The organism is Aeromicrobium senzhongii, assembly GCF_014334735.1.
GTDB classification, from domain to species: Bacteria; Actinomycetota; Actinomycetes; order Propionibacteriales; family Nocardioidaceae; genus Aeromicrobium; species Aeromicrobium senzhongii.
Genome location: NZ_CP060587.1, coordinates 2,021,907 through 2,047,505 on the forward strand (window position 1 = coordinate 2,021,907; position 25,599 = coordinate 2,047,505).

26 protein-coding genes are annotated in these 25,599 nt (G+C 71.5%); 7 read left to right on the top strand and 19 right to left on the bottom strand.

Annotated elements, in window-relative coordinates:
• Nucleotides 1-4: 4 nt before the first annotated feature.
• Nucleotides 5-295: a DUF1540 domain-containing protein gene (locus H9L21_RS10030; RefSeq protein ID WP_154597017.1), complete on the bottom strand. Its 291-nt coding sequence runs from the start codon at nt 293-295 to the stop codon at nt 5-7.
• A gap of 134 nt (nt 296-429) precedes the next feature.
• Here H9L21_RS10030 and H9L21_RS10035 point away from each other — a divergent pair, with 134 nt between their 5' ends.
• Entirely contained in the window at nt 430-1,635 is a 1,206-nt protein-coding gene (locus H9L21_RS10035) for an HNH endonuclease signature motif containing protein (protein ID WP_154597016.1), read from the top strand.
• 6 nt (nt 1,636-1,641) lie between these two features.
• Here the strand turns inward: H9L21_RS10035 and gatB are convergent, their stop codons facing one another.
• From gatB to gatC, 3 genes are read right to left on the bottom strand one after another with little or no spacing between them, the layout of a single operon-like run.
• The gene (gatB, locus tag H9L21_RS10040) at nt 1,642-3,144 is read right to left on the bottom strand and encodes an Asp-tRNA(Asn)/Glu-tRNA(Gln) amidotransferase subunit GatB (RefSeq protein ID WP_154597015.1); all 1,503 of its coding nucleotides are present in this window, start codon (nt 3,142-3,144) and stop codon (nt 1,642-1,644) included.
• Entirely contained in the window at nt 3,141-4,646 is a 1,506-nt protein-coding gene (gene gatA, locus H9L21_RS10045) for an Asp-tRNA(Asn)/Glu-tRNA(Gln) amidotransferase subunit GatA (protein ID WP_154597014.1), read from the bottom strand. The genes gatB and gatA overlap by 4 nt, the downstream gene beginning before the upstream one ends.
• On the bottom strand, nt 4,643-4,945 hold the full coding sequence (gatC, locus tag H9L21_RS10050) for an Asp-tRNA(Asn)/Glu-tRNA(Gln) amidotransferase subunit GatC (RefSeq protein ID WP_146828496.1): 303 nt from the start codon (nt 4,943-4,945) through the stop codon (nt 4,643-4,645). The genes gatA and gatC overlap by 4 nt, the downstream gene beginning before the upstream one ends.
• A gap of 66 nt (nt 4,946-5,011) precedes the next feature.
• Between gatC and H9L21_RS10055 the strand changes: the two genes are divergently transcribed.
• Entirely contained in the window at nt 5,012-5,716 is a 705-nt protein-coding gene (locus tag H9L21_RS10055) for a cutinase family protein (protein ID WP_187411427.1), read from the top strand.
• On the opposite strand, the gene ligA is transcribed toward H9L21_RS10055, so the two are convergent.
• Nucleotides 5,717-7,993: an NAD-dependent DNA ligase LigA gene (gene ligA / locus H9L21_RS10060; protein ID WP_154597012.1), complete on the bottom strand. Its 2,277-nt coding sequence runs from the start codon at nt 7,991-7,993 to the stop codon at nt 5,717-5,719.
• 94 nt (nt 7,994-8,087) lie between these two features.
• Between ligA and H9L21_RS10065 the strand changes: the two genes are divergently transcribed.
• Nucleotides 8,088-9,089 (top strand): DNA topoisomerase IB, encoded by a 1,002-nt coding sequence (locus tag H9L21_RS10065; RefSeq protein WP_154597011.1) that lies wholly within the window; start codon nt 8,088-8,090, stop codon nt 9,087-9,089.
• Between the two features lie 30 nt (nt 9,090-9,119).
• Here H9L21_RS10065 and H9L21_RS10070 read toward each other — a convergent pair whose 3' ends face one another.
• On the bottom strand, nt 9,120-10,052 hold the full coding sequence (locus tag H9L21_RS10070; RefSeq protein ID WP_154597010.1) for a uroporphyrinogen decarboxylase/cobalamine-independent methonine synthase family protein: 933 nt from the start codon (nt 10,050-10,052) through the stop codon (nt 9,120-9,122).
• Nucleotides 10,053-10,093: 41 nt separating this feature from the next.
• Here H9L21_RS10070 and H9L21_RS10075 point away from each other — a divergent pair, with 41 nt between their 5' ends.
• Nucleotides 10,094-10,621, top strand: coding sequence for a GNAT family N-acetyltransferase (locus H9L21_RS10075; RefSeq protein ID WP_187411428.1), 528 nt, complete (start codon nt 10,094-10,096; stop codon nt 10,619-10,621).
• Here H9L21_RS10075 and H9L21_RS10080 read toward each other — a convergent pair.
• The 3 genes from H9L21_RS10080 to H9L21_RS10090 are packed head-to-tail and all read right to left on the bottom strand — an operon-like array spanning nt 10,609 to nt 14,013.
• Nucleotides 10,609-11,673, bottom strand: a complete 1,065-nt coding sequence (locus H9L21_RS10080) for an NAD(P)-binding domain-containing protein (protein ID WP_255467032.1) — start codon at nt 11,671-11,673, stop codon at nt 10,609-10,611. The genes H9L21_RS10075 and H9L21_RS10080 overlap by 13 nt on opposite strands.
• A gap of 37 nt (nt 11,674-11,710) precedes the next feature.
• Entirely contained in the window at nt 11,711-12,808 is a 1,098-nt protein-coding gene (mnmA, locus tag H9L21_RS10085; protein ID WP_154597009.1) for a tRNA 2-thiouridine(34) synthase MnmA, read from the bottom strand.
• Complete coding sequence (locus H9L21_RS10090) at nt 12,805-14,013, bottom strand: cysteine desulfurase family protein (RefSeq protein ID WP_154597008.1); 1,209 nt, start codon at nt 14,011-14,013, stop codon at nt 12,805-12,807. The genes mnmA and H9L21_RS10090 overlap by 4 nt, the downstream gene beginning before the upstream one ends.
• A 107-nt stretch (nt 14,014-14,120) precedes the next feature.
• Between H9L21_RS10090 and H9L21_RS10095 the strand changes: the two genes are divergently transcribed.
• The 3 genes from H9L21_RS10095 to H9L21_RS10105 are packed head-to-tail and all read left to right on the top strand — an operon-like array spanning nt 14,121 to nt 16,719.
• Nucleotides 14,121-15,821, top strand: a complete 1,701-nt coding sequence (locus H9L21_RS10095; protein WP_154597007.1) for an alpha/beta hydrolase — start codon at nt 14,121-14,123, stop codon at nt 15,819-15,821.
• A complete protein-coding gene (locus tag H9L21_RS10100; RefSeq protein ID WP_154597006.1) occupies nt 15,818-16,264 on the top strand; it encodes a hypothetical protein in 447 nt (148 codons plus the stop codon). The genes H9L21_RS10095 and H9L21_RS10100 overlap by 4 nt, the downstream gene beginning before the upstream one ends.
• Complete coding sequence (locus H9L21_RS10105; protein WP_154597005.1) at nt 16,252-16,719, top strand: hypothetical protein; 468 nt, start codon at nt 16,252-16,254, stop codon at nt 16,717-16,719. The genes H9L21_RS10100 and H9L21_RS10105 overlap by 13 nt, the downstream gene beginning before the upstream one ends.
• Here the strand turns inward: H9L21_RS10105 and H9L21_RS10110 are convergent, their stop codons facing one another.
• From H9L21_RS10110 to H9L21_RS10155, 10 genes are read right to left on the bottom strand one after another with little or no spacing between them, the layout of a single operon-like run.
• Complete coding sequence (locus H9L21_RS10110; protein WP_154597004.1) at nt 16,720-19,365, bottom strand: AfsR/SARP family transcriptional regulator; 2,646 nt, start codon at nt 19,363-19,365, stop codon at nt 16,720-16,722. It lies immediately after the preceding gene.
• A 21-nt stretch (nt 19,366-19,386) separates the two neighbouring features.
• Entirely contained in the window at nt 19,387-19,806 is a 420-nt protein-coding gene (locus tag H9L21_RS10115) for a TadE/TadG family type IV pilus assembly protein (RefSeq protein WP_154597003.1), read from the bottom strand.
• Complete coding sequence (locus H9L21_RS10120; protein ID WP_154597002.1) at nt 19,803-20,216, bottom strand: TadE/TadG family type IV pilus assembly protein; 414 nt, start codon at nt 20,214-20,216, stop codon at nt 19,803-19,805. Before H9L21_RS10120 ends, H9L21_RS10115 begins: the two co-directional genes overlap by 4 nt.
• Complete coding sequence (locus H9L21_RS10125; protein ID WP_154597001.1) at nt 20,213-20,605, bottom strand: TadE/TadG family type IV pilus assembly protein; 393 nt, start codon at nt 20,603-20,605, stop codon at nt 20,213-20,215. Before H9L21_RS10125 ends, H9L21_RS10120 begins: the two co-directional genes overlap by 4 nt.
• A 3-nt stretch (nt 20,606-20,608) precedes the next feature.
• Complete coding sequence (locus H9L21_RS10130; RefSeq protein ID WP_154597000.1) at nt 20,609-20,812, bottom strand: Flp family type IVb pilin; 204 nt, start codon at nt 20,810-20,812, stop codon at nt 20,609-20,611.
• Nucleotides 20,813-20,839: 27 nt separating this feature from the next.
• Nucleotides 20,840-21,745, bottom strand: a complete 906-nt coding sequence (locus H9L21_RS10135) for a type II secretion system F family protein (RefSeq protein WP_154596999.1) — start codon at nt 21,743-21,745, stop codon at nt 20,840-20,842.
• Entirely contained in the window at nt 21,742-22,596 is an 855-nt protein-coding gene (locus H9L21_RS10140) for a type II secretion system F family protein (protein ID WP_154596998.1), read from the bottom strand. The genes H9L21_RS10135 and H9L21_RS10140 overlap by 4 nt, the downstream gene beginning before the upstream one ends.
• Nucleotides 22,596-23,903 (bottom strand): TadA family conjugal transfer-associated ATPase, encoded by a 1,308-nt coding sequence (locus H9L21_RS10145; RefSeq protein WP_154596997.1) that lies wholly within the window; start codon nt 23,901-23,903, stop codon nt 22,596-22,598. The genes H9L21_RS10140 and H9L21_RS10145 overlap by 1 nt, the downstream gene beginning before the upstream one ends.
• Complete coding sequence (locus H9L21_RS10150; protein WP_154596996.1) at nt 23,903-24,679, bottom strand: CpaE/TadZ family protein; 777 nt, start codon at nt 24,677-24,679, stop codon at nt 23,903-23,905. The genes H9L21_RS10145 and H9L21_RS10150 overlap by 1 nt, the downstream gene beginning before the upstream one ends.
• The gene (locus tag H9L21_RS10155) at nt 24,676-25,446 is read right to left on the bottom strand and encodes a CpaB family protein (RefSeq protein ID WP_154596995.1); all 771 of its coding nucleotides are present in this window, start codon (nt 25,444-25,446) and stop codon (nt 24,676-24,678) included. The genes H9L21_RS10150 and H9L21_RS10155 overlap by 4 nt, the downstream gene beginning before the upstream one ends.
• Nucleotides 25,447-25,599 lie beyond the last annotated feature (153 nt).

Consider the following 25,599-nt stretch of genomic DNA (forward strand, 5'->3'; position numbering starts at 1 on the left):
GGGCTCAGGCGACTTGGTACGTCAGGCAGTCCGCCACGTCGGCGCCGGGGCCGACGCGGATCGAGTCGGCGTGGCACTCCAGCGCGTCGTTGTGGGTGCAGTCCGAGCGGTGGCACGCGCCGACCGACGCGGTCGCGGTGGGCAGGCCACCGGAGACGCTGATGTCGATGAACGTCCCGCAGCCGGCGTCGGAGCCGGTGATGTTGATCGCCCCGGCGTGACACTCCTGGTCGGCGTTGTACGAGCACCCTGCGACAGCGCAGTCGTGGACGAGTGGCAGTTCTTTGATCGACATGGTCGCCTCCAGCGATGGTCCTGTTTCGACGGTACGACTGCACCCCCTGACTGAGGGAAGACTCAGAACACGGCCAATTCGGCAGTTCGTCGACGTCGAGGAGTTCTGTCGGTGGGGCCCACTACGTTGGACCCATGAGCCCGAACCGCATCGCCGTCGCGTGTGACGCCGCGCGCCGTCGACGCGCGATCGCGGACTTCGAGGAGTGGTCGCTCATCGTCGGTCACCACGACCGACAGACGGCCGAGATCGACCGCACCGACGACCTCGTGCTGTCCAAGGAGCTCGCCAGGCGCGAGGTCGTGCTCGAGCTGGCTCAGGCCCTGCATGTCACCGAGCGCACGATCTGGGCGATCGTCTTCGAGAGCCGGACGCTCCGCGAGCGCACGCCAGCGGTGTGGGAGGCGTTCCGTGCGGGCGACCTCGATGCGGCGCGCGTCTCCGCGATCGCCGACTGTGCCGAGCGACTCCAGACCCGTGCGGCGTGGACGATGCTCGAGCATTCTGCTCCCGAGTACGCCGCCACCCACACCGTCAGCGAACTCCGGTCCTGGCTGCGACGCCTGCGTGCCCGCCTCGAGCCTGAGGAGACGAAAACCGAGACGGTCAAGGCGGTCGAGGACCGGCGCGTGTCCATCACCCACAACGACGACGGCACCAGCTGGCTCAACGCTTTGCTGCCCACCGGGGTGGCCATCGCCGTCGGCGCCCGCCTGCGCAAGGCCGCCAAGGCACTCCCCTCGATCGATCCCGAGACCGACGAGAAGGACCGCCGCACCCGCGACCAGAAGATGGCCGATCTGCTCGCGCACTGGCTCACGTGCTCCGAGGGCACGGCCACCGACATCCGCGCCGAGATCGCCATCAGCATCGCCGCCACCGACCTCATCGGGCTCACCGACGGGCCTGGCCTCACCCTCGACGGCGAGCCGGTCGGCAGCGAGTGGGTCCGCGAGCTGGCACAGTCCGAGCACGCCGTCCTGCGTCGGCTCGTCCTCGACCCGATCGGTCAGGTGCTCGACACCACGGTCCTCAGCTACCGGCCACCGCAGTCACTCAGGCAGGCGCTGCGATGGCGGGACGGCACCTGCCGCGTCGCCGGGTGCCGGGCACCCGTCCACGAGACCGATCAGGACCACGCGATCGACTACGACTCCGGTGGCGACACGTCGGCATCGAATCTCCGATGCCTGTGCCGCAAGCACCACAACATGAAGTCACACGGTCACCTCGACGACCGCTACCTCGACCCGCCCCGGCGCTACGTCGAGCGCTACCTGCCGTGCCCGCCGATCGTGACGGTGATCGACATGATCGACCCCCGCCGCATCACCGCCTGAGCGTGCTCAGGACAGCTTCTCGATGATGAGCTCGCGCACCCGGCCGGCGTCGGCCTGCCCGCGCATCTCCTTCATCACGAAACCGATCAGCGCACCGGCCGCAGCCTGCTTGCCGTCGCGGATCTTCTGCGCGGCGTCGGGGTCGTTGGCGATGGCGCGGTCGACGGCATCGCCGAGCGCCCCGTCGTCCGACACGACCTCGAGGCCACGGGCGACGACGACCGCCTCGGGATCGCCCTCGCCGGCCAGCACCCCCTCGAAGACCTGACGGGCCAGCTTGTCGTTGATCCGCTTGGCATCGATGAGGCCCTGGATCTGCGCCACCTGGGCCGGCGTGATCGCCAGCGCCTGCAGATCCGTGCCCCGCTCGTTGGCCGTGCGGGCCAACTCGCCGAGCCACCACTTCTTGGCGGACTGAGGCGTGGCGCCGGCGGCGATCGTCTCGACGACGAGGTCGAGCGCACCCGCGCCGACCGTGTCGCGCATGTCCAGATCACTGAAGCCCCACTCGGCCTGCAGGCGCTTGCGGCGCTCGGCCGGCGGCTCGGGCAGCGTGCCGCGCAGCTCCTCCACCCAGGCGCGGTCCGGCGCGACGGGCGCCAGGTCCGGCTCGGGGAAGTAGCGGTAGTCGTCGGCGTCGGACTTCGGACGACCGGCGGACGTGGTGCCGTCGGACTCGTGGAAGTGACGCGTCTCCTGCAGGATCGAGCCGCCGGCGTCGAGGATCGCCGCGTGACGGCCGATCTCGTACCGCACGGCCCGCTCGACCGAGCGGAACGAGTTGACGTTCTTGGTCTCGGTGCGCGTGCCCAGCTGGTCGGAGCCGAGCGGCTTGAGCGAGAGGTTCACGTCGGCACGCATCGAGCCCTGGTCCATGCGGGCATCGGAGACGCCCAGCGCCACCATGAGGTCGCGGATCTGGTTGACGAACGCACGCGCGACCGCGGGCGCCTTGTCGCCGGGGACCTCGATCGTGCGGGTGACGATCTCGATCAGCGGGATGCCGGCGCGGTTGTAGTCCAGCAGCGAGTGATCGGCACCGTGGATGCGACCCGTGCTGCCGCCGACGTGCAGCGACTTGCCGGTGTCCTCCTCCATGTGCGCGCGCTCGATCTGGATCCGGTACGTCTCGCCGTCGACGTCCACGTCGATGAAGCCGTCGAACGCGATCGGCTCGTCGTACTGCGACGTCTGGAAGTTCTTCGGCATGTCCGGGTAGAAGTAGTTCTTCCGCGCGAAGCGGCACCACTCGGCGATCTCGCAGTTGAGCGCCAGACCCATGCGGATCGCGGACTCGACAGCCTTCGCGTTGACCACCGGCAGCGCACCCGGGAGGCCCAGGCACACCGGGCAGATCTGCGTGTTCGGCTCGGCACCGAACTCGGTCGGGCAGCCGCAGAACATCTTCGTGTTCGTGTTGAGCTCGACGTGGATCTCCAGACCCATCACCGGCTGGTAGCGGGTCAGCGCTTCCTCGAACGGGACGAGCTTCGTGGCAGTGGCGCTCATCGGGCGACCTCCAACTCGGGAGCCTGCGCGGCGAACGGACGGCCGTCGCGCTCGGCGACGAACCGCTCGAGGGCGGCGGCGGCGTTGTACAGGCGGTCGTCGGCCATGGCGGGGGCCAGGAACTGCATCCCCACCGGCAGACCCTCGGACAGGCCGATCGGCAGCGAGATGCCGGGGACGCCTGCGAGGTTGGCCGGGATCGTCGCGATGTCCTGGGCGTACATCGCCAGCGGGTCGTCGAGCTTCTCGCCCAGCGGCCAGGCCACGGCCGGGGACGTGGGCGAGGCGAGCACGTCGACCTGCTCGAACGCGGCCTCGAAGTCGCGCGCGATGAGCGTGCGGACCTTCTGGGCCGAGCCGTAGTAGGCGTCGTAGTAGCCGCTGGACAGCGCGTAGGTGCCCAGGATGATGCGGCGCTTGACCTCGTCACCGAAGCCCGCGTCGCGGGACGCGGCCATGACCTGCTCCGCGCTGGGGTCGGCGATGCCCTCGGGCATCACCCGCAGGCCGTAACGCATGGCGTCGAACTTGGCCAGGTTGCTGCTGACCTCACTCGGCATGACCAGGTAGTAGGCGGCCAGGGCGTGCACGAAGCTGGGGCACGAGACCTCGACGATCTCGGCGCCGGCCTTCGCCAGCAGCTCGATCGACTCCTCGAAGCGCTGACGGACGCCCGGCTGGAAGCCCTCGCCACCGAGTTCGCTGACGACGCCGACGCGCAGTCCGGCCACGTCCGCACGGCGGGCGGCCGCGACGACGGGCGGGACGGGGAGGTTCAGGCTGGTGGAGTCGCGGGGGTCGTGACCGCCGATGACCTCGTGCAGCAGTGCCGCGTCGAGGACCGTGCGGGTGACGGGGCCGGCCTGGTCGAGGCTGCTGGCCATCGCCACGAGGCCGTAGCGCGAGACTCCGCCGTAGGTGGGCTTGACGCCCACCGTGCCGGTGACGGCGCCGGGCTGACGGATCGAGCCGCCGGTGTCGGTGCCGATCGCCAGCGGGGCCTCGAACGCGGCCACCGCGGCAGCCGAGCCGCCGCCGGAGCCGCCGGGGATCCGGTTGGTGTCCCACGGGTTGCGGGTGGGGCCGTACGCGGAGTGCTCGGTGGACGAGCCCATCGCGAACTCGTCCATGTTCGTCTTGCCCAGGATCGGCAGACCCGCGGCCTTCAGCTTGGCCACGACGGTGGAGTCGTAGGGCGGGATCCAGCCCTCGAGCATCTTCGAGCCGCACGTCGTGGGCAGGCCCGTGGTGGTCAGGACGTCCTTGACGGCGATCGGCACACCGGCGAGGCCGTGCAGCGACTCACCCTCCCCACGGCGACGGTCGATGTCGGCGGCCGTCGCGAGGGCGCCCTCGGCGTCGACGTGCAGGTAGGCGTGGATCTCGCCGTCGACCGCACCGATGCGGTCGAGGTGCTGCTGGGTGACCTCGACGGAGGTCACGGAGCCGTCGGCGAGCGCCGCGGCGATGTCAGCCGCGGTGGAGCGGAGCATGTCGGTCATTCTTCTCCCAGGATCTTGGGCACGAGGAAGCGCTGCTCCTCGCTGGCGGGAGCGCCGGCGAGCGCCGCTTCGGGCGTCAGGCTCGGTGTCACCTCGTCGGGCCGGAACACGTTGGTGACCGGCACGGGGTGGCTCATGGCAGGGACATCGTCGCCGGCGGCCTGCTGGACGACCTGGACGTAATCGAGGATCGCGGGCAGCTCGGCACCGAGGCGATCGAGCTCGGACTCGGACAAATCGATCCGCGCAAGACTCGCCAGATGGGCGACGTCATCGCGGGAGATCTCGGGTGACGACATGGTTTTCATCCTAGTCGGGCCCGCATTCTCGCTCCGCGCCGGTCGCAATGGGTGAGGATGAGCCGCATGCTCCGCCAGGTCACTGCTCTCGCGTTGGCGTGTATCGCGCTCGCGAGCTGCTCAGGCGGAGCATCCGACCCCTCCCCCGGGGCGCAGCCGTCGGACTGTCCCACGGTCCAGATCATCGGCCTGCTTGGTCAGGGGCAGTCGCTGGATGCGAACGGCGGGCTGGGCACCGAGGTCCGGCTCGTCTCGGAGGAGCTCGCGGACGACGTCGCCGACCTGGGCACCGTCCGGACGACGGCGATCCGGCACCAGAGCCGACTCGGCGGCTGGGACGACTACCTCGAGGACGTCGCCGACGGGCGGGCCCGATTGGGCAGCGAGATCCGCTCGATCGTCGCCGCGTGCCCGGACGCTCTCATCACCGTCCTCGGATTCAGCCAGGGGTCGCAGATCGCACAAGAGGAGCTGGCCGATACGGAGCTCGCTCGGCACGTGGACGCGCTCGTGCTCGTCGGCAGTCCGCTGCGCGATTCCCGAGAACCCTTCATGCCCGTGATGTTTCCCGGCGGGATCCCCTCGGGCGAGGGCCGACTCGCTCCAGGACCCGACCTGGGTCACTTGGGCACCCGGACCGTGGCGGCCTGCATCACGGGTGACGCCGTGTGCGCGGGAGGATCGGACGACACGATCCATCGCGAGGCCTACGAGGACCCCAAGGTCGCCCGCGCCATCGCGGACTCCGCGGCGTCCTTGCTGCGGCGCTGACTACAGCGCGTCGGGGCCGCCCTCCAGCAGCTTCTTGAACTGTGCCTCGTTGAGGATGGTCAGTCCGAGGTCTTCGGCCTTCGCCGCCTTGGAGCCGGCGTTCTCGCCCACGACGACGTAGTCGGTCTTCTTGCTGACCGATCCCGAGGCCTTGCCTCCGGCGGCGATGATCGCCTCCTTGACGGAGTCGCGGGTGAAGTCCTCGAGGCCGCCGGTGACGACGACGGTGAGGCCGTCGAGCACTCCCCCGGCGGTCGACGCCGCACCCGGGCCGGGATGGTCGGGGATCGCGAAGCGCACCCCGGCGGCCTGCCACTGGTCGACGATCTCGCGGTGCCAGTCGACCTCGAACCACTCGATGACCGAGTCGGCGATGATCCCGCCGACGCCCTCGACCGCCGCCAACTCCTCGCGCGACGCAGCGCGGATCGCCTCGATCGAGCCGAAGTACTGCGCCAGCGCTCGCGCGGCGACCGGGCCGACGTGGCGGATGTTGAGCGACACCAGCTGACGCCAGAAGTCCTTGGTCTTGGCCTTCTCGAGCTCGTCGAGCAGCACCTGGGCCTGCTTGGACGGGTCGCCGGTCTTCACCCGGAACGGGGTGCGGACGACGGGCTCGCCGGTCTTGTCGTCGAGCTTCGGCTCGCCGGTCTCGGCGTCGCGCACCTCGACCTCGATCGGCACGAGCTGATCGAGCGTGAGGGAGAACAGTCCGGCCTCGGAATCGAGCGGAGCGCCCTTGCCCTGGGTGAGCGCGGCCGCGGTGACCTCGCCGAGCGCCTCGATGTCGAGCGCGCCGCGCGAGCCGACGTGCTCGACCCGGCCGCGCACCTGGGCGGGACACGTGCGCGCGTTCGGGCAGCGCAGGTCCTTGTCGCCCTCCTTCATCGGGCGCAGCGGCGTGCCGCACTCGGGGCACTTCTCGGGCATGACGAAGGCGTGCTCGCTGCCGTCGCGACGCTCGACGACCGGACCGAGCACCTCGGGGATGACGTCGCCGGCCTTGCGCAGCACGACGGTGTCGCCGATCAGCACGCCCTTGGCCTTGACCACGTCCTGGTTGTGCAAAGTGGCCTGGCGCACGACGCTGCCCGCGACGCGGACCGGCTCCATCCGGGCGTAGGGCGTGGCGCGGCCAGTGCGGCCGACCGAGACGACGATGTCCAGCAGCTTCGTCTGGACCTCCTCGGGCGGGTACTTGTAGGCGATCGCCCAGCGCGGGGCGCGGCTGGTCTCGCCGAGCTCGGGGTGCAGGGCGAGCTCGTCGACCTTGACCACGAGTCCGTCGATCTCGTGCTGGAGGGAATGGCGCTGCCCGCCGAGCTCCTCGACCCGCGCCAGGACGTCGTCGACGCTGTCGAGGACGCGCGTGTTCGGGCTGGTGGGCAGGCCCCACTGGTGGAGCAGGTCGTAGACCTCGCTCTGGGCCGACACCGGCGGGCGCTCCCATGCGCCGATGCCGTGCACGTAGAGGGCCAGCACGGCGATGCGCTCCTGCCCCGCCTCCAACTCGAGCCCGGACTTCTTGTCGAGCTGCTGGCGCAGTCCGCCGCTGGCGGCGTTGCGCGGGTTGGCGAAGGCCGGGAACTTGCGCGCGGCGCTGGCGGTGGCGCGCTCCTCGCTGACGCCGCGGGCCATCGCCTCGGCGGTGGCCCGCTCGCGCAGCGCGGCCTGGAAGGCGTTGAGTCGCTCGAACTCCTCGATGCCGATGAAGACCTCGCCCCGGACCTCGACCAGGGGCGGATGACCCTCGCCCGCGAGCTTCTCGGGGATGCCCGCGACCCGGACCGCGTTGACGGTGACGTCCTCGCCCACGCGACCGTCACCGCGGGTGGCAGCCGACGTGAGGACGCCGTTCTCGTAGCGCAGGTTGATGGCGAGACCGTCGATCTTGGCCTCGGTGAGCCAGCGCACCGACCGGCCGGCCGCGCGCTGCGTCTTGGCGCACCACTCGCGCAGCTCGTCGGGCGAGAAGACGTTGTCGAGGCTGAGCATCCGCTCGGCGTGCTCGATCGGCGGCAGCGCCGAGGCACCGGCGGCCGCACCCACGTTGATGGTCGGCGAGTCCTGGCCCTGCAACTCGGGATGGAGGCGCTCGAGCTCCTCGAGACGGTGCATCCAGCCGTCGTACGTGGCGTCGTCGACCAGGGACGTGTCCTGGCCGTAGTAGGCGTCGCGCGCGCGCTCGATCTGCTCGGTCAGCTCGGCGGCCTCGGCACGGGACGCCTCGACTCCGGGATCCTCCACGGGCACTGCCTCATCACGCGATTCCGCCATGGCGACGAGCCTAGTGCGCCCCTCGGACACCGACACCGGCGAAGGTCGGTGCGGTCGAGTTGCCCCCGCCGCCGACGGACCTAAGGTGCGGAACATGAGACTGCGCCGCGTGACGACCCGTACGCGGGGGTGGACCCGCCGCCGGGCCGGACGCGGCTGGACCTACCTCGACGAGGACGGCACGGTCATCACCGGTGAGGACCGCGAGCGCATCGAGGCGCTCGTCATCCCGCCGGCGTGGCAGGACGTGTGGATCAGCCCGTGGCCGAACGGTCACCTGCAGGCGACCGGCGTCGACCAGGCCGGGCGGACGCAGTACCTCTACCACCCGGACTGGGTGCACCGGCGCAACCTCGAGAAGTTCGACCGGATCAGCCAGATCGCCGCCGAGCTGCCCAAGTTGCGCGCCCTGGTCGGTGACCACATCACCGCGCACGACGGCTCGCGTGAGCACGCCGCGGCCGTCGCCGTCCGCATGCTCGACTCCGGCTCGTTCCGCGTCGGCAACGACGTGTACGCCCGCCAGGGCAGCTTCGGCCTGACCACCCTGGAGCGGCGGCACGTCCGCGCCAAGGGGAGCACCCTGGTGTTCACGTTCGTCGGCAAGTCCGGGGTCGAGCACAACGTCGTCCTGGAGGACGAGCCCGTCGTCGACGCGATCAACCGCATGCGCCGCCGACGTGGCGGCGGACCGCGGCTTCTGGAGTACCTCGCCAACCGGTCCCGCTATTCCCTGGACTCCTCCGACGTCAACACCTACCTGCGTGAGCAGACCGGCCTGGAGATCAGCGCCAAGGACCTGCGCACGTGGGCCGGGACGGTGCTGGCCGCCGAGGTGCTCGCGCTGTCCGATGAGCCCGGGGAGACGAACGCGTCCCGAGCCCGCGCCGTGCGGTCGGCCATGACCGAGGTCTCCCTCGCACTGGGCAACACCCCGACCGTCGTGCGCAGCTCGTACGTCGATCCGCGTCTCATCAGCCTGTACGAGTCGGGCACGGTCATCCCCCGCCAGTCGTTCGAGGACGCCGTCGACCCGCTGGAGCGGCGCCACGCCATCGAGCGCGAGACGCTGCGGCTGCTGCGCCAGGCGGACTGACTCCCCACCCACTCGAGATTTGCTCCGGAGTCAGCCGAAGGAGGCGGCGGCGGAGAGCGCGGCCTCGAGGGCTCGTCGCGACTCCGGCGGGGTGTGACCGGCGAGGCCGCAGGCGGGAGTCACGGCGCCGCGGCCCGCGAACGACTCGACGGCGAAGCCGAGCCGTCCCATGAAGTCCTCGACCCGCGGGGCGTCGGCGCCGCCGAACCACAGGTCGGTGCCCGCCTCGAACGCCTCGGACCAGTCGTCGGACGGGCTGGCGAGGGACACGTCGAAGGCGATCGCCTCGAAGCCCACGCCGGCCAGCAGGCCGATCGGCACGTCAGGAGCGCAGGTGTGCACGACCGGCTGTGCGCCGGCGGCCCGGATCGCCTCGACGACCGGCTTCAGCAGAGCGTCGGCGCCCGGAGCGTCGATCGAACGGTGCCGACCGAAGCCACTGGCCGTCGGGATGGACCCGGACAGGACGGCGCTGATCGCAGGCTCGTCGACCTGCACGATCAGCTCTCCGGTGAAGCGACGACGCAGCTCGGCGACGTGGTCGCCGACGGCCTGGGCCAAGGCCTCGGAGAGCTCGCGGCGGGCGCCGTGGTCGGCCACGACCTTGTCGCCCCGAGGACGCTCGACGGTGGCGGCGAGGCTCAACGGCCCGACGATCTGCTGCTTGACCCGGACGTCCTGGCCGGCCAGCAGCTCCTCCATGACGTCGAGGTCCTGACGCAGGGCCGAGCGGGCCCGGCGCTGGTCCATACCCTCGCCCGGAGCGAGGCGCCAGCCCGCGGGCTGGAGGTCGATCGGCAGCGGCACCAGGCCGAGCGTGCGACCGAGCATCCCCGACGGCGCACCGCGGCCGGGCAGCTCGGGCACGAACACGATCCCGTCGGCTCCGAAGGTGTCGGCGACGTACCGGGCGACCGGTGCGAACTCCTCGCCCGGCATCGACCCGATCCCTGTGGCACGCATGCCTCGATTGTCCCCCACGACGCTGCTGGGAGGATCGTCGCGTGACCGTCCGACCCGCCAAGACCGCCGACCTGCCCGACCTGGCCGATCTCGCGGCCCGCACGTTCCCCCTGGCCTGCCCGCCGGACATGCCGCAGGAGAGCATGGACGCCTTCATCGCCGAACACCTCACGGTCGCGCGCTTCGAGGAGTATCTCGCCGACCCGGTGGCCCAGGTCCTGGTGGCCGACGACGACGGCGCGCTGGCGGGTTACACACTCACGTTCTCGCGCGAGCCGTACGACGAGCACCTGGCCTCCCTCGTGCGGCACCGTCCCACCGTCGAGCTCAGCAAGTGCTACGCCGACCCGGACGCCCACGGCACGGGCGTCTCGTCACGACTCATGGAGGCCGTCCTCGAGGCCGCGCGCACGGCCGGCGCGGCCAGCGTGTGGCTGGGCGTCAACGGCCGGAACGCCCGCGCCCAGAGGTTCTACGCCAAGCACGGCTTCGAGGTGGTCGGCGAACGGCGCTTCGTCGTGGGCGGTCGCACCGAGGACGATCTCGTGCTGGAGCGTCAGCTGGCCTGAGCCGGTGCGGGCTGCAGCTGCCGGGCCACCGCCCGCGCGGCGACGCGGCCGGCCCGGTTCGCCCCGATCGTCGAGGCGGACGGCCCGTACCCGACCAGCTGGACCCGAGGGTCCGCCACCGCGGTCGTGGAGGTCGCGACGGTGTCCCCGAGCTGGATCCCGCCGAGCGGCGAGCGCAGCCGCAGCGGCGCGAGGTGCTCGACATCGGGTCGGAACCCGGTCGCCCACAAGATCACGTCGACGCGCTCGAACGTCCCGTCGGCCCAACGCACGCCGTCGGGCTCGATCCGCTCGAACATCGGCCGCCGCTCGTAGGCGCCGAGCCGCGCGGCCTCCTCCTCCTGGGGCCGCCGCAGCAACCCGGTGACGCTGACGACACTGCGCGGCGGCAGACCCCGACGGACCCGCTCCTCGACCTGGGCGACGGCCTCGCGACCGGCCTGCTCGTTGAATTCACCCGTGCGCCACACCGGCTCACGGCGCGTCACCCACACCGTGTCGGTGATCGGCCGCAGCATCCCGAGGAACTGCACCGCGGACAGTCCGCCGCCCACGACCAGCACCCGCTTGCCTCGGAAGTGCTCGGGGTCGGGGAACCCGGCCGTGTGCAACTGCTCGCCCCGGAAGGAGTCGCGCCCCGGGTAGGACGGCAGGAACGGACGCCGCCATGTTCCGGTCGCGTTCACGAGGGTGCGGCTGTGCCACGTCCTGCCGTCCTGCGCCTCGACGCGCAGGGCGCCGTCCTCGTCGCGGACCGACTGCACCACGACGGGGCGCTCGACGGGCAACTCATACCGGCGCTCGTAGTCGCTGAAGTAGCCGGGCACGAAGTCGTTGGCTCGCTCGGGCCCTCTCGCCGGGGGCACCGGCGCGTCCGGCAGATCGGAGACGCCGTGCACGTCGGACATCGTCAGGGAGTCCCAGCGGTGCTGCCAGGCGCCACCGGGACGCGGGTTCGCGTCGAGCACCAGGTGCGACACCCCGAGTCGCCTGAGGTGGAACGACGTCGACAGGCCTGCCTGGCCGGCTCCGATGACGATGCTGTCCCACACGTCAGCCTCAACGACCGGGACGCGGCGCCGATTCCCGTCAGGCGGCGACGGAGCGACTGGTGCGCGCGATCGTGGCCGAGCCGACCACCCGGGTGCCGTCGTAGATCACGCAGGCCTGACCGGGAGCGATGCCCGTCGCCGGGTCGAGCAGCTGGACCCGCACCGTGTCACCGTCCACCGTGACCGTGGCGCGATGCTCGTCGCCGTGCGCGCGCAACTGGACGGTGCACTCGAGCGTCTCGGTCGGCGGCTCGGCGCACCACAGCGGCTTGATGCCCTCGATGGAGTCGATCGCCAGGTGCTCGCGCGGGCCCACCGTGACGGTGCCCGAGACGGGCTCGATGTCCAGGACGAAGCGCGGCTTGCCGTCGGGCGCGGGCACGCCGAGCCGCAGGCCCTTGCGCTGGCCGATCGTGAAGGCGTAGGCGCCGTCGTGCGAGCCGACGGGCTCGCCGGCCTCGTCGACGATCACACTGGGCTTCGGACCGAGCTTGTCGGCGAGCCACCCGGCGTTGTCGCCGTCGGCGATGAAGCAGATGTCGTGGCTGTCGGGCTTGTTCGCGACCTGGAGCCCGCGCCGGGCCGCCTCCTCGCGCACGAGGGTCTTCGGGTCGTCGCCGAGCGGGAAGACCGATCGGCGCAACTGGTCCTGGGTCAGGACGCCCAGCACGTACGACTGGTCCTTGCCGTGGTCGACCGCGCGGTGCAGCTCGACGACCTCGCCGGTGGGGCCGTCGGACGTGACGAGCCGGGCGTAGTGGCCGGTGACGACGCCGTCGAAGCCCAGCGCCACGGCCCGCTCCAGCACGGCGGCGAACTTGATCTTCTCGTTGCAACGCAGGCACGGGTTGGGCGTGCGGCCCGCCTCGTACTCGGCGATGAAGTCGTCGACGACCTCGTCGGCGAACTCGTCGCTCATGTCCCACACGAAGAACGGGATGCCGATCGCGTCGGCCGCGCGACGCGCGTCGCCGGCGTCCTCGATCGAGCAGCAGCCGCGGGCGCCGGTGCGGTACGACTTCGGGTTGCGGCTGAGCGCCAGGTGGACGCCGGTGACGTCGTGGCCGGCGTCGACGGCGCGCGCGGCGGCGACGGCGGAGTCGACGCCGCCGGACATCGCGGCGATGAGCCTCATCGGGTCCGGCTCCGCACGAGTCCGGCCGTCCGGGCCCGCTCGTGGACGGCGGGCAGGACCTCGAGCAGGCGGTCGACGTCGGCCTCGGTGGACGTGTGGCCGAGACTGAAGCGCAGCGAGCCACGGGCCGCGGCGTCGTCGAACCCCATCGCGAGCAGCACGTGGCTGGGCTGCGGCACACCGGCCTGGCAGGCCGAGCCGGTCGAGACCTCGACGCCCTGGGCGTCCAGCAGCATGAGCAGGGCGTCGCCCTCGCAGCCCGGGAAGGTCACGTGGGCGATGTTCGGCAGCCGGTGCTGGGGACCGGGCTCGGAGTCGCCGTTCACGACCGCGTCCGGGATCGACCGCGTGATGCCGTCGACCAGGCGGGCACGCAGCGCCTCGATCCGAGCCGACGCCTCGACCTGGGTCTGGACGGTGAGGTCGAGCGCCGTCGCGAAGCCGGCGATCATGGCGGCGCCCAGCGTGCCCGAGCGCAGGTCGCGCTCCTGGCCCCCGCCGTGGAGCAACGGCGTGGCCGTGACCTCGCGGCGGATCACCAGGGCGCCGACACCGACGGGACCACCCAGCTTGTGGGCCGTCACGGTCATCGCGTCCAGTCCGGTCGCGCCGAAGTCCAGCGGCAGGTAGCCCGCGGCCTGCACGGCGTCGGAGTGCACCGGGATGCCGTGGCGACGCGCGATCTCGACGACCTCGGAGACGGGCTGGATCGTGCCCATCTCGTTGTTCGCCCACATCGTGGTGATCGCGGTGACGTCGTCGGGGTTCGCCTCGATCGACTCGCGCAGCGAGTCCAGGCGCACCCGACCCTGACGGTCCACGGGCGTGACGTCGATGCGGGCACCTTCGTGAGCGGCGAGCCAGGTGACGGGGTCGAGCAGGGCGTGGTGCTCGATCGAGCTGAAGACGACCCGGTCGCGGCGCGGGTCGGCCGACCGGCGCGACCAGTACAGCCCTTTGATGGCCAGATTGTTGGCCTCGGTGCCGCCGGAGCAGAACACGACCTCGCTGGGCCGGGCGCCGAGTCGCTCGGCGATCAGCTCACGCGATTCCTCCACGACGCGACGGGCGCGACGGCCGGCCTCGTGCAGACTCGACGGATTGCCCGTGCGCAGGAGCTCGGCGTGCATGACCTCGACCGCCTCGGGCCACATCGCGGTGGTGGCCGCGTGGTCGAGGTAGACGCGATCGGGGGTCGTGGTCATCGTCTTCAGCGTAATGGGGGCCCTGAACGACGGCACCGCGCCGTGGACCATCGGTTGCCGAGCCTGCGCGGCGCCCTTACATTGACGGGCAACGTTGGGGGGAGCGCGTGCGGGTCGAACTGGAACATGCCCGGCTGCTGGACGCCACACAGGCGATCCGGCGGCTGACCGACGCCCTCGAGCGCGAGGTCCACGCCGCGACGAGCTCCTCCCCCATCGCACTGCCCACCCTCGGATCCCTGCCCGCGAAGGCGGCGTGGCTGAGCGAACAGCTGCCGATGCTCGGCGAGCTGGCGACCATCTCGATGCTCCTGGACGCCGACGGGGACGGGCACACCAGTGTCGTCGTCCCCGGCGACACCTGGGACACCTCGACGATGCTGCGCGACGTCGCCGACCAGCGATTCGGCCCCGGGTTCACCGAGGCCACCGGACTCGCCGGCGAGGAGCTCTCGGCGCTGCTGCTGACGCTGGGCTCCGTGGGGCAGGAGCTGCCGGCCGGCTCGGTGATGACGCCGAAGGACCTGCGCCAGTTCATCATCGACCATCCGAAGGTCGCCGAGGCGCTGCAGAACACCGTGCCGTACGGCGACGGCCCGGCGGGAACGCTGCGCTCGCTCACCGGCGCGTTCATCACCTCCGCCGACGGCGCCGCTGCGGCCTTCGAGCAGCGCCGCATCGCGGGGCGCGACCTCTTCGCGAACCTCTCCCCCGCCGACGCCGCGATCCTCGCCATGACCTACCCCTCGATCGTCGGCAACCTGCCCGGCGTCCCGTTCACGAACCGGGCCGACGCCAACACCGTCAACATCGTCGCCGCACTGGCCGACGAGCGCCGCGAGCTGGCGGACAAGAAGGACCAGCACGCGAAGAACCAGGACGACTGGGACTTCCTCGGCCTGAACAACAACGACCTCGACGGACCGATCAAGGATCTGGAGAAGCGCATCGACCTGTACGAGTCGATCCTCAGGGACAACCGGACGATCGTGTACTTCGACGCCGCCGGTGACGGGGCGATCGCCGAACTGCACGGCACGATCGACCAGCACACGAAGAACGTCGGGGTCCTCGTGCCGGGCACGGGAACGAGCATGACCAACTTCGAGACCAACGCGTCCCGAGCGCGGCAGTTCGTCGCGAACGACACGTCCGGCGGACTCGCGATGATCTCGTGGATGGGCGGCGACCTGCCCGACGGCGTGGCGATGGACGCCCCCTCCGCTTCCTACAGCCTGGATCTGGGTCCGCGTCTGGCCGAGTTCTCGCGCGACCTCGACCTGGAGGTCGGCCGCAAGGGAACGAGCGAGACGCGCGTGACCGTTGCCGGACACTCCTACGGCGGAGCCGTCGTCGGTCGTTCCGAGCTCAGTGGCCTCCTCGCCGATCGCGTGCTCCACATCGAGTCGGCCGGCATGGGACACGACGTCGACGACCGGGACGACCTCCCCGCCTCGCAGTCGCGCGTCGACCGCTACTCGATGACCGCACCCGGCGACTTCATCGAGCTGACCCAAGGGCTCCAGGTCAAGGGCGTCGGCCACGGCGCGGACCCCGACGACTTCGACGGCACCACACGCCTGCACACCGGTGACGACGTCGACGGTGAACCCACCACGGGCTTCGACGCGCACTCGGGCGTGTTCCAGCACCAGAGCGACTCGTGGAGGAACATGTACGCGGTGTTCACCGGGGGTGAGGTGCAGACGTACCGGTCCCCCCACTACGAGCACGTGTCCACCGGTCATGGCACCGTCACGTACCAGGACGGCTGGAACGACGACGGCGAGAGGATCGACATCGAATGAGGCGCGCGCTGGTGGCGCTCATGCTCAGCGGGATCGCCCTGTCAGGGTGCGGCAAGGAGGACGACATGGACCTACAGGATCGTGCAGAGGCGCGCGCTGTCGAGGCTCGCGCGCACGTGGACGACCTCGCCCAGCGCCTGGGCACCGACCCCGAGGTGGTGCAGGACGAGATCACGACCTGCGTCCCGGGCCAGGACGACAGCGGTCTCGACCTCATCTACACGGTGCACGTCACGACCGGCGTGGATGCGGCCGAGCGTCTGCCCGGCGACATCGCCGAGCATTTCGCGGCCGAGGGCTGGCAGGTCAAGCGCGACCACCGGGAACCGGGCTCGGACGAGGTGAGCCTACGGTTCACCAAAGGGACGTTCACGATGGGCGCCAACCTCAACACGTCGAACGGACGCGCCGCAGTGGGCGGGTCGGGCGGATGCGTCCGCTGACGTTTCCTCGGCACGAGGGACACCTGATCGCGGCTCTCGTCGTCTGCGTCAGTCTCTCCGGATGCGGCGAGAGCGGGTCCGAGCTCGAGAAGCGCGCTGAGGGCCGAGCCGACGAGACCCGCACACTCGTCGACGACCTCGCGGCACGCGTCGGCACGAACCCCGAGGTCAAGCAGGACGCGACGCTCGACTGCGTCCCGGGCCAGGACGACAGCGGGCTGAACCCCACGTACACGGTGCACGTCGCCACCGACGACACCTCCGCGGCGCGACTGACCAGTGAGGTGGCCGACGAGCTCGACGCCGAAGGGTGGACCGTCAAGCGCGACTCCGTCGACCCGTCGGCCGAGGAGGTCGAGGTCCGGTTCGCCAAGGGCGAGTTCAACGTGGGCGTCCTGATCAACCAGGAGGCCGGGCGAGCGTCGGTCGGCGGCTCCGGCGGCTGCGTCCGCTGATCAGGAGATCTGCGAGCCCGCCCCCGGCAGCAGCTCGTCGACCAGCGTGGCCGTCGTCGGGTCCATCGGCTCGCCGCCGAGGGCCGCGTGCAGTTGGTCCACCGCGGCCGCGACACCGGACGTGCCACCCGCGGCATGACGCGAGCGCAGCAGGATGCGCCACGCCTCGTCGTGCGTCGGGTAGACCCGCAGCACCGCACCGGCCGCAGCAGCAGCGCCGGCGGGATCGCCACCGTCCTGCATCAGCTGGGACAGGCGCATGGCCGCGTCGATGACGAGCTCGCCGATCGTGCGCGGCAGGTCGAGCGTGGCGACCCAGGCGTACCGGCCGCGCGGCGCGCCCTCGAAGGCGGGACCGCGAACGAGCTTGAGCGCTCGGCGCAACAGGTCGATCTCGTCGCGCGGGAAGTCCGCTCTACGGCTGGCGATGACCAGGTGGCGGAAGGCGTCCCAGTCGCACACGACGTCCGGGCCCAGGACCAGGCGTCCGTCGAGGCTCTCGCGCAGGCGGTGATGGCCCTCGCGGTCGGTGCCGAGCCACACCCGCGCCCGCTCGATGTTCGCGTCGCGCACCTCGGGCGTGACGCCCAGCGGCCACACGGCACCGGCCAGCACCGTCGGGTGGACACCCTCGGGGTGCAGCGCGAGGAACGCCACGATCTCGGTCAGGACGGCGGCACGACGCTCGGTCTGCTCACCGGGGCCGTCGACCAGGACGGGTCCGAGGACTCCGACGCGGCTCGTGGCGGTGAGCCACGCGGCGTCGTCGGCGGCACGGCGAGGCAGCGAGATCGCGATGCGGTCGCCGTCGCCCTCACGGGTCGTGAGTCCGGCCGAGGCGAACAGCGACGCCACCGCCTCGGCGTGGTGGGCGCCGATCCGGTTGGCGGTCACGGCCAGGCCGAGCTGGGGCACGTGCAGCGTGCCGTGCTCGTCAACGTGCAGCCGCCAGCGAGCCGCCTCGTGGTCGCCGATGGCGACGGCGGCCAGTCCGGACCGGGACCCGGCCAGGGCGGCTAGGCGCTGCATCGCGAAGCCGGGGACCTGCGTGCCGATCGCGAGCACGGTGACCTCGTCGTCGACCTGGCGGCCGGTGAGCACGTCCTGCTCGCGCGCGGCCTCGACCTGGCTCGCCGCGGACTCGACGTCGGGCGCGAGCGAGATCCGCTCGGCCACCGACTCGACGGCCGACGGCAGCCCGGTGGCCACCACCCGAACCGATCGCGACCACGGGCTGACCGCGGCCTGCAGCGCCAACGAGGTGACGACCTCGCTGCTGACATGGAGGTCGCCACCGATGGTGATGAGTCCACCGGAGGACGCCAGGTCCACCAGGACGTCGCGGCCGGAGCTGTCGACACCCAGGCTGACCAGCGAGGGGTAGGCGGGCTCGGCGTCGGCCGGCGGGTCCAGCGTCGCGAGGTCGTCGGCGAAGCGCCACACCGCTCCTCCGTCGACGGCCTCCCAGCCCTCGACGGCCTCGGGGACCGCGGGGGCCAGGTGCAGCTCGATCTCGTCGTGGCCGACCACGGCCGCGTACGCCGACGGCACGGCGACACCGGCACGCTCGCACGAGGCGCTCAGCTGACGCAGGACCGACTCGAGCACGCGGGACCGCTCGGGATCCGCGGCCAGACGCAGGTCGGCCTCGGCCTCGCGGGCCGCCTCGTCCGGCTCGCCGCCGGGACGGCGACGGCGCGACACCGCCAGCGCGCCCAGCAGTCCGCTGGCGAGCAGGCCCGCACCCATCCACCAGGCGCCCGTCTCGGACTGGTCCTGGACGACGGACAGCTCGGCGTCCGCACTGGCCGAGTCGGCACTGTCGCCACCACGGGGCGCGGGCGCCGGGGTGGCCGGAGCCTCCTGCTGCACGGCGACACGAGAGACGCCGACCGCATCGGCGGGCATGATCAGCTGCCAGCCCGGCTGGATCAGGCGCGCGAGCTCGAGCTTGCGCCCGTCGAGCTGGGTCTTGTCCTTGTTGAGCTCGTAGATCTCCTTGTACCGGAAGCCGTCGCCCAGGTGGCGCTCGGCGATGTCCCACAGGTTGTCGTGGTAGCCCTCCTTGGGCGCCTTGACGGTGTAGACCAGCTCGCCCTCGAGGCGATCGGCGACGCGGTCGGCGCGGCTGGGCTTCTCCTCGGGCGCGGGCGTGGCCGCCTCGACGGTGGCAGTGGCCACGGTGGTGGACGCCGGGGCCAGGTCGGAGGCGGACGGACCGGTGGCGGCGCCGGCCGGACCGGCGACCAGGCCCGTCAGGAGCAAGCCGCCGATGAGGGCACGAGCCAGGTGCTGCAGCGGGCCCGCCAGCGGGACCGTGCGGGCCATACCGCCCCGCCGCGTGGCGATGATCTCGAGCACGACGCACACGACGAACACCAGCCAGAGCAGCCAGACGATGCCGACCAGGACCGAGACGAGATCCTCCGGACCCAGCTGACGAGCCAGGTCACGTAGCGACGGCACCTCGGTCGGGATCGGCGGCGAGCCACCGAGCAGCAGCAGGGCCACGGGAAGGCCGATGAGGAGCGCCACCAGGGCCAAGGCTGCCCCGATCCGTGACCCGACGGACGCGCCGTCCTCGACCGGCGCGGGCGCCAGCGTCTCGAAGCGACTGGCGTCCGGGGTCGTGATGGGTTCGGTCATGCGAGGTCTCCTCGTAGGGGGTCAGGAGGTGGCGGCGGTCGCGGTGGCTCGCGCCGAGACCGGGTACTGGTTGATGCCGATGAGCTTGAGCATCGTCGTGTCGCTCGTGTCACGGAGCCGGATCGAGACGGAGTCCACGTTCACCTCGATGGAGAACTGGCCGCCGTCGTAGCCGCGGGCGCTCAGGAACTCGGCAGCCATCGCCCGCGCCAGGCCCGGGTCGATCGCCAGTGCCCCGCCCTCACGAAGCTGCGCGACGTTGACCGCGTTGGCACCCGCGCGCGCGGCCTGCTCGGCGTCGTCGGCGACGCGCATCCGGGTGTTGATGCCGATGCCGCCGTCGACCACGAGGCCGGCGCAGAGCATGAGGACGAGCGACATGCCGAGCACGAAGATCGTGGCACCGCCGCGCTCACGGCGGTCCCTGGCGTGGATCCTCATCCGAACCTCCTGTACTGGTCGATCGGGGCGCTGCTGCTGGACTCGAAGTCGCGGCTACCGGTCAACCCGATCAGGCCGAGCCCGGTGTTGCTGACGCTGCAGCGCACGGACACCTCCACGACTCCCCCGGCCTCGAAGTCGCCGTTGATCCCGGCGATGCGGCAGGACGAGAAGCTGTCGTTGACGTCACTCGCGTCCGCGGCGGCCTGGGCGGCCGCGCGGGCCGCGGGCTCGCTGCGCTCGAAGGACGCCGCGCGGGCCGCGTCGCGGGCGGCGGCGTCGATGTCGGCGCGCACCGCCACGTACCGGCCACCCGCGAGGACCAGCAGCGTGAACATCACCAGGATCGGCACCATGAGCACGATCTCGACCGACATCGATCCGCGCTCGCCGCGAGCACGCGTCCTCATGGCGCCACGTCCTGCTGGTACTCCTCGATGCGTCCCTGGACCACTTCGGTCACCCGGGGCGAACGGAAGAAGGGCAGCAACTGGTTCGCCTGCCCCGACACCTCGGCGCGCATGTTGTCGCCGACCCGCACCACCTGCACCTGCGGGTCCATCAGCAGGCCCCGGCCGAGCGACGTCGCCGAGCTGACGCCCTTGGCGCGCCCCATGTCGGGGTCGCCGGTGACGCGCGCGACGCGTGCCGCCTCACGCGCCGCGGCGCTGGCGGACTGCTTCGCCAGGTACGTCAGCGAGAACTGGATCGTCAGGATCATCGCCACCATGAGCAGGGGCGTGTAGAGGACCAGCTCGATGGCGCTGGTCCCCCGCTCGTCCCGTGCCCGAGAACGCATGGGTCAGGCGCCCTCGATCTGGTTGCCGATGTCTCCGGCCTTGCCCTCGAGCGCGCCCCTGAGGATGAGGGCGACGGCGCCACAGATGGCGACGAGGACGGCCGCGATGACGACCCACTCGACGGCGGACGCGCCCTCCTCACGGCGAGCCTTGTCGAGGCGGGCGCCGAGCACCGTGACGAGGAATCCGAGTGCGGGGTTGAACATGGTGGTTCTCCTTCGATGGGTGGAGTGTCAGATCCCGACGATGCCTGCCAGCGCCGGGTAGATCAGGAAGACGAGGAAGCCGGCGGCCAACAGCAGCTGCGCCACCAGCATGGACTGGGACTGCTCCTGCGCGCGAGACTCGGAGTCGGCCAGCTCGCGCTGGCGCATGGAGGCGGCTCGGGCGGTCAGGGAGTCGCGGACCTTCGCGCCGTCCTCGGCCACGAGGGCCAGTGCCGCGGCGAGGTCGCGCAGCTCCTCGACCTTCATCTCGTCGCCGAGCCGGCCGAGCGCGCTCCAGGGCGTGATGCCCTGCAGCCGCGCGTTCTCGATGGTCTCGCGCAGCCGGACCATGCCCCAGCCCTGACTGACCCCCGCCGCGGCCGAGAGGGCCTCGGGGACGCCACGGCCGCCGGCGAGGTTCATGGAGACCAGGTCCAGGAACGCGCTGACGACGTGGCGGAAGTCGCGACGGCGGTCGGTGGCCTCGGAGTGCAACTGCAGCTGGGCCAGAACTGCAGCGCCGAGGGCGCCCAGGATGGCCAGCCACGCCGGCAGCACGGGGCTGACGACGCCGAAGAACATCATCGGTGCCATCGCGATCGCGGGCGCGAACGCACCGACGATGGCAGCGGCCAAGGTGGAGCCCAGGTGGCTCTCGACGGACTTGCCGACGACGGCCAGGTCGGACTGGATGGTGGCGGGCAGTTCGATCCCGCGATCGGCCAGGAAAGCGGCCAGGCGCGTGCCGAGCCGCTGCGACACGCTGTCCTCGTCGTCTGCGGAACGCAGCGACGGACGCACCCTGCCGCGGCGCCGCTGCGCGTCGAGGCGGGCCAGCTGGGAGGCGGCGGTGGAGCCGAGCACGGGCGAACGGCTGAGCAGCAGCCAGACACCGGCGCCGGCGACGGCACCACACAGCAGGATGAGGGTCATCGCGACTCCTGCTTCGCCAGGAGGAAGCGCTCGGGCATCTCGAACTCCGAGAGCCGGCGCATCCAGATGAAGCCGGCGCCGAACAGCCCGATCACGACGAGCAGCACGAGCTGGCCGATCGGGGTGGAGTACGGCTCGACGTAGGACCGGTTGAAGATGGCCAGGCCGAGCACGAAGGCGACCGTGACGCCGATGACGATCTGGACGCTGCGCCGCGTACTGGAGCGGCTGGCCGCGATCCGGCGACGCATGTCGAGGTCGGAGCGGGCCGACTTGGCCAGCGAGGTCAGGACCTCACGCAGGCCGGGGCCACGCAGCCGCGCGTTGAGGATCAGCGTCGCGACGATCAGGTCGGCGCTGGGGTCGTCGATGTCGTCCGCGAAGCCCTGCAGCGCGGTGGACAGGTTGGTGCGAACCCGCAACCGGTCGGTCAGGCGGATCAGCGCGGGCTGGATCGCGGGCGACGCCGCGTAGGCGGTGGCCGGGATCGCCTGCTCGAGACCGACCGCACCGGCGATCGTGTCGCGCAGGGACTCGGTCCACGCGGCCAGACCCTCGAGCCGGGACATCGCCCGCTTCTCGCTGGCCAGGCCGCCGAACAGCATCGGCGAGAACCACACGAGCAGGCCCACCGCGACGGCCAGGACGGGCCAGGACGTCAGCACGAGGATCAGCAGGCCGGCACCCACGCCGAGCAGAGCACGGCGAGCACTGCCCTTGACGCGGTCGCCCAGGGAGTGACTCGAGCGCAACGGAGCAGGCTCGTGGTCGGACATCCCGAAGACGACCAGCAGCACCCCGGCGCCGATCACGGCGCCGAGGAGCATCACGAGCAACGTCTGGGAGCCCATCAGTAGGCCTGGCCCTCGTACGCCGTCGGACGGTAGCCGTGCTCCTGCAGGTCCTCGATGCAGCTGACCGCGGCCGCGGGGTGCGCGACGCCGTCCTCGCCCTCGGCGAAGACCTCGCTCGACAGCACACGCCCGTCGACGCCGTTGACCTCACGCACCGAGGTGATGACGCGGCGCAGGGCACCGCCGCTGTTGTACTCGTTGCGGCGCTGGACGAAGATCACGAAGTCGATCGCGCCGGCGATCAGCATCATCGTGGCGTCGGCGGGCAGGCGCTCCTTGGACTGGATCGCATACGTGCAGATGCGGTTGAACACCTCGAGCGAGGAGTTCGCGTGGATCGTCGACAGCGAGCCGTCGTTGCCCTGGCTCATCGCGTTGAGCATCGTGACGATCTCGTCGCCGAGGACCTCGCCGACGATGACGCGGCTGGGGTTCATGCGCAGCGAGCGGCGCACCAGCTCGGACATCGCGATCATGCCCTGGCCCTCGGAGTTCGGGAGCCGCTCCTCGAACGCGACGACGTTGGGGTGCAGGTCGGGGAACTCGCCCAGGCCCAGCTCCAGCGCACGCTCGACGGTGATCAGCCGCTCCTGCGCCGGGATCTCGTTGGCCAGCGCGCGCAGCAGCGTGGTCTTTCCGGCGTTCGTCGCGCCCGCGATCATGATGTTCTTGCGCGCGGCGACGGCGGCCGACAGGAACGACGCCAGCTCGGGCGTCATCGTGCCGCTCTCGACCAGCATGTCCAGCGAGACCCGGCTCAGCCGCGAGCGGCGGATCGACAGGGACGGGCGCTGCGTGACGCCCATGACGGCCGACAGACGGCTGCCGTCGGGCAGGCGCAGGTCCAGCTGCGGGTTGGCGGTGTCGAACGGGCGGCTGGTCAGGCCCGAGTAGGCGCCCAGGACCTGCACCAGCTCGACGAGCTCGTCGTCGCTGTCCGCGACGGGAGGCATCCGCTTCTCCTCACCGTTGGAGTAGCCGACGAACACGTTGTCGCACCCGTTGATGTCGATGTTCTCGACCTCGGGGTCGTCGAGCAGCGGCTGGAGACGACCCACGCCGTACAGGGCGGCGTGGATGCCGTCGGCCAGCTCGGCCTCCTCGGCGTGCGACAGCGGGGTGCGCCCGGCCGCGATCTCCTGGCGCGCGTGCGACTCCAGCACGCGGGCGATGATCGCCCGGGCGAACTGGCGCTCGTCCTCGCTGGACATGATGGGCAGGCCGGCGGTGGCGTCCTCGCGGCGCTGGCGGGCCAGCGCGTCGGCGACTTCCTCGCGCAGGGTGCGCAGCAGCTGCTGGTCCATCAGATCTCCTGTCCGACGATCGACGGAGCCGCGAAGGCGCGGATGCGGGGCACGATGTCCACCAGCGAGCGCGAGAACACCGAGCGCAGCACGACGCGCGACGACGAGGCCGGACCGCGCAGGACCACCTTGGGGTCGTGGGCGATGGTGCCGAGCATCGTGACGTCCAGCTCCGAGGCGGCCAGCAGGCGGCCGATGTCGTCGACGGCACGCTTGTCGCGGGGATCGCCGACGACGATGACGCCGACCCCGAACGAGCCGGGCCGGCCCAGGTTCCACGGCTCGCGCACCGTCGCGAGACGGTCGCGCAGGTGGGCCACGGCGGCGATCTCGGAGCGGACCAGGAAGATCACGGCGTCCGAGCCCTCGACGACCGGGCTGGCCGGGGATCCGGGGACGAAGCGGCCGGCATCCACGAGAACGTCACCGGTGTGGGCACGCAGGGTGCGCTGCAAGTGCGGCCAGGCCGGACCGAGGCTCTGGGCCTGGCGAGGTCCGGACGCGCCCACCAGCACGTCGACACCGTCGCGGGTCTGCTGCAGGTGGTCGGCCAGGTCGACCTCGTCGCCGGCACGCACCGCGGCGCCCAGCGAGACCAGGCCGCGCTGCTCGTCGAGGGCGTGGTCGTCGGCATCGCGCTCACGCGTGGCGACGTCGCCACCGATGGGGTCGAGGTCGGCCACGACCACGGGCTCGGGCCAGCGGGCCGCCAAGCCGATCACCGCGGTGCTGACGCCCGGGGACCCCTTGGCCGAGACGAAGCTGATGAGCGTCATCGGTTCACCGCCAGGTTGCGGAGCCGGTCGGAGTCGGTCACCGCCACCCCGCGGTCGACCAGCGACATGCCGATGCGGTTGTTGCCGGCCGCGTCGACGATGGCGTCGGCGATGTCGATGGGGACCAGCAACGTCGCGGCCGACCCCTTGGAGTCGCCGCCACCACCGAGCACGCCACCACCGCCGGACTCGACCGGCGGACGGACCACCAGGGCGAGCGCCAGCGGCACGCTGGTCCCCTCGCCCTCGCCGATGCGCACGACGCGCACCAGGTCGCCGGAGTCGAGGCCGTCGGGCACCCGGCCCTCGACCAGCGGCACCGCGACCTCGGCGAGCTTGCCGCCGCCGAGGGGGTTGGTCCGCACGAGCATCGACGTGTCGAGCAGCTGACCCTTGCTCAGCGGGACCCGGGAGTACGTGCCCAGGACGCTCGACAGCGCACCCGCGGGGACGATCAGGTCGGAGTCGGAGGACACGTTGGTCTCACCCAGGATGTCGCGGGTGATCTCGGTGCCGGCCGGCACGTCGGACCGCAGCACCAGGACGGGATCGCGCGAGTCCATGCGCAGCGCGAGCAGACCGGCCAGGGCGGCTCCACCGATGATCAGCAGCACGCCGAGCAGCGCGAACGCGGGGCGACGGCGACGGGGCGGGGTCGGGCGCGAGGCGCCGGGCGCGGCCCGGCCTCCGACTCCCCGCGCGGTCCGGGCGCGTTGACGGTCCTGAGCCGCGTCGCTGACCGACTCGGTGGTGGTACGCATCGCCATGTAAGTGGGCTCCCTCGCAGACTTGTGGTGCGCCCCGGGGTGGCCGACATGCGTGCTCCCTCGCTCGACCCCCCACAGGAACCAGCACAGCCTAGCCGGATCGGGCCCCCACGTCCTCTCGAGTGGCAAGGTCGCACGTCGTCTCCGTCACAC

What these genes read in the sequence shown, in the direction of transcription:
- H9L21_RS10030 (WP_154597017.1), bottom strand. Translation starts at nt 295, where the DNA reads ATGTCGATCAAAGAACTGCCACTCGTCCACGACTGCGCTGTCGCAGGG.
- H9L21_RS10035 (WP_154597016.1), top strand. Translation starts at nt 430, where the DNA reads ATGAGCCCGAACCGCATCGCCGTCGCGTGTGACGCCGCGCGCCGTCGA.
- gatB (WP_154597015.1), bottom strand. Translation starts at nt 3,144, where the DNA reads ATGAGCGCCACTGCCACGAAGCTCGTCCCGTTCGAGGAAGCGCTGACC.
- gatA (WP_154597014.1), bottom strand. Translation starts at nt 4,646, where the DNA reads ATGACCGACATGCTCCGCTCCACCGCGGCTGACATCGCCGCGGCGCTC.
- gatC (WP_146828496.1), bottom strand. Translation starts at nt 4,945, where the DNA reads ATGTCGTCACCCGAGATCTCCCGCGATGACGTCGCCCATCTGGCGAGT.
- H9L21_RS10055 (WP_187411427.1), top strand. Translation starts at nt 5,012, where the DNA reads ATGCTCCGCCAGGTCACTGCTCTCGCGTTGGCGTGTATCGCGCTCGCG.
- ligA (WP_154597012.1), bottom strand. Translation starts at nt 7,993, where the DNA reads ATGGCGGAATCGCGTGATGAGGCAGTGCCCGTGGAGGATCCCGGAGTC.
- H9L21_RS10065 (WP_154597011.1), top strand. Translation starts at nt 8,088, where the DNA reads ATGAGACTGCGCCGCGTGACGACCCGTACGCGGGGGTGGACCCGCCGC.
- H9L21_RS10070 (WP_154597010.1), bottom strand. Translation starts at nt 10,052, where the DNA reads ATGCGTGCCACAGGGATCGGGTCGATGCCGGGCGAGGAGTTCGCACCG.
- mnmA (WP_154597009.1), bottom strand. Translation starts at nt 12,808, where the DNA reads ATGAGGCTCATCGCCGCGATGTCCGGCGGCGTCGACTCCGCCGTCGCC.
- H9L21_RS10090 (WP_154597008.1), bottom strand. Translation starts at nt 14,013, where the DNA reads ATGACCACGACCCCCGATCGCGTCTACCTCGACCACGCGGCCACCACC.
- H9L21_RS10100 (WP_154597006.1), top strand. Translation starts at nt 15,818, where the DNA reads ATGAGGCGCGCGCTGGTGGCGCTCATGCTCAGCGGGATCGCCCTGTCA.
- H9L21_RS10105 (WP_154597005.1), top strand. Translation starts at nt 16,252, where the DNA reads ATGCGTCCGCTGACGTTTCCTCGGCACGAGGGACACCTGATCGCGGCT.
- H9L21_RS10110 (WP_154597004.1), bottom strand. Translation starts at nt 19,365, where the DNA reads ATGACCGAACCCATCACGACCCCGGACGCCAGTCGCTTCGAGACGCTG.
- H9L21_RS10115 (WP_154597003.1), bottom strand. Translation starts at nt 19,806, where the DNA reads ATGAGGATCCACGCCAGGGACCGCCGTGAGCGCGGCGGTGCCACGATC.
- H9L21_RS10120 (WP_154597002.1), bottom strand. Translation starts at nt 20,216, where the DNA reads ATGAGGACGCGTGCTCGCGGCGAGCGCGGATCGATGTCGGTCGAGATC.
- H9L21_RS10125 (WP_154597001.1), bottom strand. Translation starts at nt 20,605, where the DNA reads ATGCGTTCTCGGGCACGGGACGAGCGGGGGACCAGCGCCATCGAGCTG.
- H9L21_RS10130 (WP_154597000.1), bottom strand. Translation starts at nt 20,812, where the DNA reads ATGTTCAACCCCGCACTCGGATTCCTCGTCACGGTGCTCGGCGCCCGC.
- H9L21_RS10135 (WP_154596999.1), bottom strand. Translation starts at nt 21,745, where the DNA reads ATGACCCTCATCCTGCTGTGTGGTGCCGTCGCCGGCGCCGGTGTCTGG.
- H9L21_RS10140 (WP_154596998.1), bottom strand. Translation starts at nt 22,596, where the DNA reads ATGGGCTCCCAGACGTTGCTCGTGATGCTCCTCGGCGCCGTGATCGGC.
- H9L21_RS10145 (WP_154596997.1), bottom strand. Translation starts at nt 23,903, where the DNA reads ATGGACCAGCAGCTGCTGCGCACCCTGCGCGAGGAAGTCGCCGACGCG.
- H9L21_RS10150 (WP_154596996.1), bottom strand. Translation starts at nt 24,679, where the DNA reads ATGACGCTCATCAGCTTCGTCTCGGCCAAGGGGTCCCCGGGCGTCAGC.
- H9L21_RS10155 (WP_154596995.1), bottom strand. Translation starts at nt 25,446, where the DNA reads ATGGCGATGCGTACCACCACCGAGTCGGTCAGCGACGCGGCTCAGGAC.